Below are 8,496 nucleotides of genomic sequence, written 5' to 3' on the forward strand. Positions count from 1 at the left end.
ATGAAAATGGCAATGTGCACTACTCCGACCAGGTGCCTCCCGAGGCGAAAGAGGTCACGGTTGTGAGTGGTCGTAGTCCCGCGCCCCCGAGATCCACGGCCGCCGCGGCCCCCGCCAAGCAGAGGACCTCCGCCGAAATGGAGGCGGAATTCAAGAAGCGCCGTGTGGAGGCGACGGAAGCCGAAGCCAAGAAACAGAAGGAAATGGCTGATGCCGCCGAAAAGCGCAAGCAGTGCGAAGCCGCGCGGCACCACGTCAAGATGTACGAGCAAGGCGGCCGCATCACGCGCTCCGGGGCCAATGGCGAACAAGTTTTTCTCGACGAGAAGGGTATCGCCGAGGGACTGATTGAAGCGAAGAAAACCGCGGACGCTTGGTGTAAGAGTTAAGGGCTCAACCCGAGCGTTTCTGCTTACGGACCACTCGCCGCATCCTCGCCTCCTTGGGATCGGCGGCCAAGGGACGGTAGATTTCCATGCGATCCCCGTCTCTTAAAAGATCGTTCAACTGCGCGACTCTGCCCCAAATGCCCAGCGCACATTGAGCGATCTCGGGGTAGAGCTCCACAAGCGCTGAACGCCTCAACGCCTCACCAGCAGTCGTTTCTTCCGGCAAATCGAGAACCAGGCTGTGCTGTACTTCGGGCAGTGCATAGACCACTTCGATCTTCATGCGCCGTATAGTTTTTCCGCGCGGGCGAGAAAGGCATCGACAAAACTATTGGCGATGTAGTTGAACACTGGGCCGACCAGTCTTTCCAGAATTTTGCTGGAAAATTCATAGTGCAAACGAAACTCGATCTTGCAGGCGTCTTGTGCCAGGACATGAAAACGCCAGTACCCTTCGAGGTGCTTGAAGGGGCCGCTTACGAGACGCATATGAATGAGCGAATAATGCCTGGTCTCATTCTCCGTCTTGAAGCTTTGCCTGATGCCGTGATAGTTGATACGGATTTCGGCGCGAGTCATATTGTCCGTGCGCAACTCGACGTTCGATCCGCCGCACCAAGGCAAGAATTCCGGATACGCCTCGATGCGATCCACCAAGCCATATATTTTCTCCGCCGAGTAAGACACCAAGGCGGATTTATTCACGTCCGGCATGGTTTTGCCCCTATGGCCCGCGGAGCTGCCGGTACAATGGCCGCTCTCACCGCACGATCACGATTCATGTCTCTCGCCCAAAACAAGAAAGCCTTCTACAACTACTTCATCGAGGATCGCTTCGAAGCAGGCCTCGCGCTGGAAGGCTGGGAGGTGAAATCCATTCGCGCCGGCCATGTGCAAATCGCGGAAGCGTATGTGGTCATCAAGAGCGGCGCGGCTTACCTTATTGGGAGTCACATTACTCCCTTGCAAACCGCATCCACTCATGTGCATCCGGACCCCGTTCGCACGCGAAAACTCCTATTGCGCGAAGGCGAACTAAAAGAACTCATCGGAAAAGTCGAACGCGCCGGGTATGCGCTGGTTCCCTTGGATATGCATCTCAAACGCGGTTGGATCAAACTCGAGATAGGGTTGGCAAAGGGCAAGAAACAACACGACAAGAGAGAAACGGAGAAAGACCGCGATTGGCAGCGTGAAAAGCAGCGCCTGATGCGAGAAAAGCAAAAGGCGTAACGCCACACCTTATGTCGCACGCAGGGCCGCTCCTCATGCGTGCGGCAATCCCATCGCCTCGCGTACATCACGCATGGTCTCGCTTGCGAGTTCGCGCGCTCGTACGCAGCCATCATCGATGATGTCGCGCACTTGTTTAGGATTGTCCAGATAGACTTGAGCCCGTGCGCGCATGGGTTCTTGCTCCTGTAACACCGCATCGATCACGGGCTGCTTGCATTCCAGGCAGCCGATGCCCGCGCTCTTGCAGCCTTGCTTCACCCAATTCTTGGTCTCGTCACTGGAGTAGACCAGATGAAATTGCCACACTGGGCATTTCTCTGGATCGCCAGGATCGGAGCGGCGAATCCGCGCTGGGTCCGTGGGCATGGTGCGTACTTTCTTCGTCACGCTGGCGGCGTCCTCGCGCAATGTGATGGTGTTATTGTAGGACTTGGACATTTTCTGGCCGTCGAGACCTGGCATGCGCGAGGCCTGCGTCAGCAGCGCACCCGGTTCGGAGAGGATCATTTTCCCGCCCCCTTCCAAATAGCCGAATAAGCGCTCGCGCTCGGTCACGCCCAAATTCTGCGATTGCGCCAGCAATGCCCTGCCTGCCTCCAAAGCTTCGCTATCGCCCTGCTCTTGATACTTGGTGCGCAGTTCCTTGTACTGTTTCGCGCGCTGGCCACCCAGTTTCTTGATGGCCTCTTGCGCCTTCTGCTCGAAGCCCGGCTCCTTGCCGTAGATATGGTTGAAGCGGCGCCCGATCTCGCGCGTGAACTCGATGTGCGGAACTTGGTCCTCGCCCACGGGCACGAGAGTCGCACGGTAGACCAGGATATCGGCGCTTTGCAAAAGCGGATAGCCGAGGAAGCCATACGTGCTCAAGTCCTTGTCCGCCAGCTTCTCTTGCTGGTCTTTATAGGTGGGCACGCGCTCCAGCCAACCCAAGGGCGTGATCATGGACAGTAACAGATGCAATTCCGCGTGTTCCATCACCCTGGACTGGACGAAAAGGATGGCCTGCCTTGGATCAACGCCCGATGCAAGCCAATCGACCACCATGTCCCAGGTGTTCGTCTCGATCATCTGGGGCGAGTCGTAATGGGTAGTGAGCGCATGCCAGTCGGCCACGAAGAACAAGCAAGGGTGCTCGTGCTGGAGCTTGGTCCAATTTTTCAGCACCCCGTGATAGTGGCCTAGATGCAAACTTCCAGTGGGGCGCATGCCCGACAACACCCGGTCAGGAAACATAAGAAATTCTCACCGTATTCCGAAGAAATAGAATATCAAGTTCGAGAGGACCGACGCAGCATGGACAATCGTATGAGACAGCACCGGCGGCAAACCGAGGGGCGAAGGTGCGAAGAGCAATAGCAAGAGTACCGGGATGCCGAACGGTTCAATTTTGGCGAAGCGGCGCGCCAGCGCAATTGGCAATAGGCTTGTGACGATCCGGCCGCCATCCAGGGGAGGTAACGGAATCAAATTCAAGGCGATCAGCATCACGTTGATTTGAATTCCCATGACAGCCATTCCGACCATGGGTTTCGTGTAGATATTGAACGGAAGGTATTGCGCGAAAACGAGCACCGCCCCCCACCCCATGGACATCAATAGATTCGCCCCGGGGCCCGCCGCCGCCACCCAAAGCATGTTCCTTTTCGGGTTGCGCAAGTTATTGAAATTCACCGGGACAGGCTTTGCCCAACCAAATAGTGGAGAGTTGAGACCAGCCAGCTTGTCAATTATTAATATGGCCAATGGAAGCGCAATGGTGCCGATGGGATCGATGTGCCGCAATGGATTAAGGCTGATGCGGCCTTCGCGGTGGGCTGTATCGTCGCCGAAGTACTTGGCCACGTAGCCATGCGCAGCCTCATGAAAAGTAATGGCGAAGATGATTGGTATGGCGTAAAGCGCGATCATCTGCACCATGGGCCCGATGTTACTCATGCCGCCACCCCGAATATGTTGGGATCGCCCCTGCCATCCCGAACCAACACTGGCCACTCTCCCGACAGATCCACAACCGTGGTGGGCTCGATGCCGCAGGCACCGCTGTCGATAATGCAATCCACTTGATTTGCCATGCGCTCTTGAATTTCGTCCATGTCGTGCAATGGAAGCTCGTCGCCCGGTAATGCCAAGGTCGAGCTCAACAAGGGCTCGCCCAATGCGTCAAGTAACGCGCGGACCACTTGGTGGTCTGGAACTCGTATACCGATCGTGCGCCGCTTGGGATGTTGCAAGCGCTTCGGCACTTCCTTGGTGGCCCGCAAGATAAAGGTGTAGCTCCCTGGTGTGGCCGAACGCAGCATGCGGTAGGAACGATTCTCCACCTCGGCATAACGGGAAATTTCGGATAGATCGCCACACACCAAGGTCAAGTGATGCTGCTCATCGATGCCACGTATTCGGCGCAACCGCTCCGCCGCCGCCTTGTCTCCGATATGGCACCCGAGCGCGTAGCTGGAATCCGTGGGATAGACGATGATTCCGCCGCGCCGGACTATTTCGGCCGCCTGCTGAATAAGCCTTCCCTGCGGATTTTTTGGGTGAATTACAAAGTACTGCGCCATGAATTTCGAGCATTCGCCTGACCGTTTCTTCCGAAACAGCGCATCCAACGCGGGAGCGCAAGCGTATCGGAGCGCAAGCGAGGCAATTTCCCTTCCCCTCGGACGCCCAGCCTTGCATAAGGGGCGCGATGTTAGCAGAAAGGATTGAAACACCCGTGACCGCCATGCCCATAGGAAGCTTTTCGCTATCGCGGCGCGCCGCTGGGCTGTTGCTGGCGGCCGCTTTATTGCCACCTTCGCTCGCGAATGCCCGGTGCGAATTGAAAAGTCCCAGCCGCAGGATTGGATTGCTCGAGCTCTACACGTCCGAGGGTTGCAGCAGTTGTCCGCCCGCTGACCGGTGGCTTAGCCGCTTGCGCAAAAATTACGACAGCCAGCAGGTTGTTGCGTTAGCTTTCCACGTGGACTATTGGAACCAACTCGGATGGCGAGATCGCTTCTCCCATGGGAAGTTCACGCAGCGCCAGCAGGAGGCTTCGATGCGCAACCGGGCCGCATTCGTTTACACGCCGCAATTCCTCCTAGATGGCTTGGATATTCGTCCTGTTCACGGGTCCGGCGGGCTGGACGCGAAACTGCCACCCATCAACCACGAGCGCGCGCGGGCACGCATTGCCGCTCAGGCGGCCATCGGTCTCGATGGACGGATCGAATTGAGGGGCACTTCCAGCATTGAGCACGTAAGCGAAACCCAAGAAACCCACATCGCTCTTTACGAGAACGCGCTCACCACCAAGGTGGCTGCCGGGGAAAATGCGGGTAAGACCCTGCAACACGACTTCGTGGTGCGAACGCTTCTTGGGCCCATCCCCCATGACGCCGGGGGCGCCGCCAGGCTCGGACACAGCATCCCGCCGCCCGCCGGAGCCCGCCCCGAAGGGTTGGGGATTGCTATCTTCGTGCAAGACGCAAAGACGGGAACCGTCTTACAAGCAGCCGCCGCCGAAGGCTGCTTCTCGCGCTAGCCCAAGGAGGCGTGACATGACAAACGCTTAGCAGGACTAGGACTATCCCCCCACCCCTTCGCTATGGAACAATAGCCAAGATAATAAGAAGGGAGGAGGTGCATGGCGTCAATCATCAAGAACCCGAAGGATTTCTATTCGGGTCTTCTGTTCATGGCCTTTGGCCTGGCGGCCGTTGTCATCGGGCGAAACTATCCCATGGGCAGCGCCGTGCGCATGGGGCCGGGCTACTTTCCCACCATTCTGGGTTGGATTCTCATCGTCATGGGTGGCATCATGGCGATTCGCGGCGTGATCACGCGTGGCGAGCCGCTTGGGGGCGTGGCTGTCAAGGCCATGGTGCTGGTCCTCGGAGCAGTGTCTTTCTTCGCCGGAGCGGTCGATGCATGGGGACTAGTAGTTTCGGTCTCGGCCGTGGTGCTGATTAGTTCCCTGGGCAACCGCGGATTCAAGCCCGTGGAGCTGGCCGGGCTGCTTCTAGCCATGCTCGCGTTGTCCGTGGGGCTATTTGGCTACGGACTGCACCTACCCTTCAAAATCTGGCCGATTTGAGATCATGGAACTATTCGCCAATCTGGCCATGGGGTTCGATGTTGCCCTCTCGCCTATCAATCTTTTGTATTGTTTCGTGGGCGTGGCCTTGGGCACCTTGGTGGGTGTACTACCTGGCATTGGCCCGGTGGCCACCATCGCCATGTTGCTACCGGCCACCTATACGCTACCCCCTGTGTCGGCGCTGATCATGCTGGCCGGCATTTACTACGGAGCGCAATATGGCGGCTCCACGACCGCGATCTTGGTGAATCTTCCCGGCGAAGCGTCCTCGGTGGTGACCGCACTGGACGGCTACCAGATGGCCCGCCAAGGCCGGGCCGGGCCGGCGCTCGCTGTAGCAGCCATAGGCAGCTTTTTCGCCGGCTGTGTCGCGACCCTAATACTGGCGATGTTCGCCCCGCCTCTTGCTGAAGTCGCTTTCAAGTTTGGCCCCGCCGAGTATTTCTCGTTGATGGTTCTGGGATTGATGGCCGCGGTGATCCTGGCAAGCGGCTCCTTGCTCAAGGCCTTGGCCATGATCATTCTCGGGCTGATGCTGGGGCTGGTCGGCGCGGACGTCAACACCGGGGACATGCGCTACACGTTCGACGTGCCAAATCTCACGGACGGCATAGGATTCGTCGTCGTGGCCATGGGGATTTTCGGATTCGGCGAAATCATCGCCAACCTGGAACGGGGCGCCCAGCGCGAAGTGTTCGTAACGCAAATTCGCGGCATGATGCCCTCCAAGGACGACATATCGCGCTCCTGGAAAGCGATATTGCGCGGAACCGGCTTGGGATCGTTGCTCGGCATCCTCCCAGGTGGCGGTGCGGTGCTCGGTTCCTTCGCGGCCTACACGCTGGAAAAAAAGCTCGCGGATGACCCCTCCCGCTTCGGCAAGGGCGCCATCGAAGGCGTGGCCGCCCCCGAATCCGCCAACAACGCCGGCGCGCAGACTTCGTTCATTCCTCTCCTTACGCTGGGCATTCCCTCCAACGCCGTCATGGCATTGATGATGGGCGCAATGACCATTCATGGCATCACGCCTGGCCCCCAGGTGATGACCGAACGTCCCGAATTATTCTGGGGCACCATCGCCAGCATGTGGATCGGTAATTTCGTGTTGGTGATATTGAACCTGCCCTTGATCGGCATGTGGGTGAAACTACTTTCCGTTCCATACCGTTTGCTGTTTCCCGCCATCTTGGTGTTGTGCTGCATCGGAATCTATAGCCTGCAAAACAGCGCCTTCGATGTGGGGCTCGCGGTGTTGTTCGGATTTCTGGGTTACATCTTCATCAAGTTGAGCTGCGAGCCAGCGCCGCTGTTGCTCGGATTCGTGCTAGGCCCAATGATGGAGGAAAACCTCCGCCGCGCCATGCTGATTTCTCGCGGTGACCCCACCGTATTCGTTACGCGCCCGCTGAGCGCGAGCTTGCTCGCCGTGGCGGCTTTACTACTGATTCTCGCAGTGACACCGGCTCTGCGCCGCAAACGCGAAGAAGCATTCAAGGAGGTATGAGCCTGTGAGTTTCGATCTTCCCTACGCCTCCCGGCGCAGTCCCGTGCTTGCACGCAACATCGTTGCGGCCTCGCAGCCTCTCGCCGCGCAAGCGGGGTTGCGCATGCTACTCAAAGGCGGTAACGCCATGGATGCCATCGTGGCAAGCGCCATCACCCTTACGGTGGTGGAGCCCACTATGAATGGCATCGGCAGCGATGCCTTCGCGTTGGTGTGGAACCAGGACAAGTTGCATGGGTTGAATGCCTCTGGCCAGTCACCTGCCGCATGGACACCCGCGCGCTTCGCGGGATTGCAGACGATGCCTTCGGAAGGTTGGGATTCGGTGACGGTGCCCGGCGCGGTATCGGCGTGGGTGTCGCTCTCCGAACGCTTTGGCCGGTTGCCTTTCGCCGATTTGTTCGAGCCCGCGATCGACTATGCCAGCAACGGCTTTCTAGTGAGTCCCATCATCGCCTCGCAGTGGGCGGGCTCCATCGAGCGCCTGCATAACCAACCCGGATTCCGCGAGGCCTTCATGCCCCATGGCCGCGCGCCGCGAGCAGGGGAACTGTTCCGCTTTGCGGACCAGGCGCGCACTTTACGACGCATCGCGGAAACCAGAGGCGAAGCCTTCTATCGCGGCGATCTCGCGGAAAAAATCGCGCGCCACAGCGCTTCCGAAGGCGGCGCGATGACCACCGCTGATTTAGCGGCGCACCAAGCAGATTGGGTGGAACCCATCCACATGGCCTATCAAGATCACCACATCCACGAGATCCCGCCCAACGGCCAAGGCATCGCGGCCTTGATGGCGCTGGGGATCTTGCGCGAGCACAATCTGAGTCAGCATGCGGTGGATTCGCTGGATAGTTTCCATATGCAGATCGAAGCCATGAAGCTCGGCTTCGCGGATACCTATCGCTACGTCTCCGACCCGCGCAGCATGACCTTGGGTCACGACGATATGCTCAACGCCGGTTACCTCAAGCAACGCGCGCGGCTGATCGATCCCAAGCGTGCGGGTAATTTTGGCCATGGATCACCGCGCGGCTCCGAGACCGTCTATCTCGCCAGCTCCGATGCGCAGGGCAACATGGTTTCCTACATCCAATCTAACTACGCTGGTTTCGGCTCTGGCGTCGTGGTGCCGGGCACGGGCATCAGTCTACAAAACCGCGGATTCGGATTCGGTCTAAAACCTGGCCACCCCAACGAAGTAGCCGGCGGCAAGCGGCCTTTCCACACGATCATTCCCGCGTTCATGACCCGGGACGCGAAACCGGTGATGAGTTTCGGTGTCATGG

11 protein-coding genes are annotated in these 8,496 nt (G+C 58.5%); 6 read left to right on the top strand and 5 right to left on the bottom strand.

Features of this window, described 5'->3' with window-relative positions; all coding sequences use genetic code 11:
* Positions 1-389, top strand: a 389-nt coding sequence (locus tag EXR36_14725; protein ID MSQ60849.1) for a DUF4124 domain-containing protein, incomplete at its 5' end; no start/stop codon positions are given.
* 4 nt (positions 390-393) lie between these two features.
* Here the strand turns inward: EXR36_14725 and EXR36_14730 are convergent.
* The gene (locus tag EXR36_14730) at positions 394-672 is read right to left on the bottom strand and encodes an RnfH family protein (GenBank protein MSQ60850.1); all 279 of its coding nucleotides are present in this window, start codon (positions 670-672) and stop codon (positions 394-396) included.
* On the bottom strand, positions 669-1,103 hold the full coding sequence (locus tag EXR36_14735; GenBank protein MSQ60851.1) for a type II toxin-antitoxin system RatA family toxin: 435 nt from the start codon (positions 1,101-1,103) through the stop codon (positions 669-671). Before EXR36_14735 ends, EXR36_14730 begins: the two co-directional genes overlap by 4 nt.
* A 66-nt stretch (positions 1,104-1,169) precedes the next feature.
* On the opposite strand from EXR36_14735, the gene smpB reads away from it, so the two are divergent.
* Positions 1,170-1,622: an SsrA-binding protein SmpB gene (gene smpB / locus EXR36_14740; protein MSQ60852.1), complete on the top strand. Its 453-nt coding sequence runs from the start codon at positions 1,170-1,172 to the stop codon at positions 1,620-1,622.
* Between the two features lie 33 nt (positions 1,623-1,655).
* On the opposite strand, the gene EXR36_14745 is transcribed toward smpB, so the two are convergent.
* From EXR36_14745 to EXR36_14755, 3 genes are read right to left on the bottom strand one after another with little or no spacing between them, the layout of a single operon-like run.
* Positions 1,656-2,858 carry a tryptophan--tRNA ligase gene (locus EXR36_14745; protein MSQ60853.1) on the bottom strand — a complete coding sequence of 401 codons (1,203 nt, stop codon included), beginning with the start codon at positions 2,856-2,858 and terminating at the stop codon, positions 1,656-1,658.
* 9 nt (positions 2,859-2,867) lie between these two features.
* Entirely contained in the window at positions 2,868-3,551 is a 684-nt protein-coding gene (locus EXR36_14750) for a site-2 protease family protein (protein MSQ60854.1), read from the bottom strand.
* A gap of 5 nt (positions 3,552-3,556) precedes the next feature.
* Positions 3,557-4,186: a threonylcarbamoyl-AMP synthase gene (locus EXR36_14755; GenBank protein MSQ60855.1), complete on the bottom strand. Its 630-nt coding sequence runs from the start codon at positions 4,184-4,186 to the stop codon at positions 3,557-3,559.
* 128 nt (positions 4,187-4,314) lie between these two features.
* Here EXR36_14755 and EXR36_14760 point away from each other — a divergent pair, with 128 nt between their 5' ends.
* From EXR36_14760 to EXR36_14775, 4 genes are all read left to right on the top strand, one after another.
* Positions 4,315-5,151, top strand: coding sequence for a DUF1223 domain-containing protein (locus EXR36_14760; GenBank protein MSQ60856.1), 837 nt, complete (start codon positions 4,315-4,317; stop codon positions 5,149-5,151).
* Positions 5,152-5,253: 102 nt separating this feature from the next.
* Positions 5,254-5,703, top strand: a complete 450-nt coding sequence (locus EXR36_14765) for a tripartite tricarboxylate transporter TctB family protein (protein MSQ60857.1) — start codon at positions 5,254-5,256, stop codon at positions 5,701-5,703.
* Positions 5,704-5,707: 4 nt separating this feature from the next.
* Positions 5,708-7,210, top strand: a complete 1,503-nt coding sequence (locus tag EXR36_14770; protein MSQ60858.1) for a tripartite tricarboxylate transporter permease — start codon at positions 5,708-5,710, stop codon at positions 7,208-7,210.
* Between the two features lie 4 nt (positions 7,211-7,214).
* Positions 7,215-8,496 (top strand): gamma-glutamyltransferase family protein (locus EXR36_14775; GenBank protein ID MSQ60859.1); only part of this gene is annotated, 1,282 nt, incomplete at its 3' end.

The sequence above is a fragment of the Betaproteobacteria bacterium genome (assembly GCA_009693245.1).
GTDB lineage: Bacteria > Pseudomonadota > Gammaproteobacteria > Burkholderiales > SHXO01 > SHXO01.

Coding starts and splice junctions, on each gene's coding strand:
- EXR36_14730 (MSQ60850.1), bottom strand. CDS start 672: ATGAAGATCGAAGTGGTCTATGCACTGCCCGAAGTACAGCACAGCCTG.
- EXR36_14735 (MSQ60851.1), bottom strand. CDS start 1,103: ATGCCGGACGTGAATAAATCCGCCTTGGTGTCTTACTCGGCGGAGAAA.
- smpB (MSQ60852.1), top strand. CDS start 1,170: ATGTCTCTCGCCCAAAACAAGAAAGCCTTCTACAACTACTTCATCGAG.
- EXR36_14745 (MSQ60853.1), bottom strand. CDS start 2,858: ATGTTTCCTGACCGGGTGTTGTCGGGCATGCGCCCCACTGGAAGTTTG.
- EXR36_14755 (MSQ60855.1), bottom strand. CDS start 4,186: ATGGCGCAGTACTTTGTAATTCACCCAAAAAATCCGCAGGGAAGGCTT.
- EXR36_14760 (MSQ60856.1), top strand. CDS start 4,315: ATGTTAGCAGAAAGGATTGAAACACCCGTGACCGCCATGCCCATAGGA.
- EXR36_14765 (MSQ60857.1), top strand. CDS start 5,254: ATGGCGTCAATCATCAAGAACCCGAAGGATTTCTATTCGGGTCTTCTG.
- EXR36_14770 (MSQ60858.1), top strand. CDS start 5,708: ATGGAACTATTCGCCAATCTGGCCATGGGGTTCGATGTTGCCCTCTCG.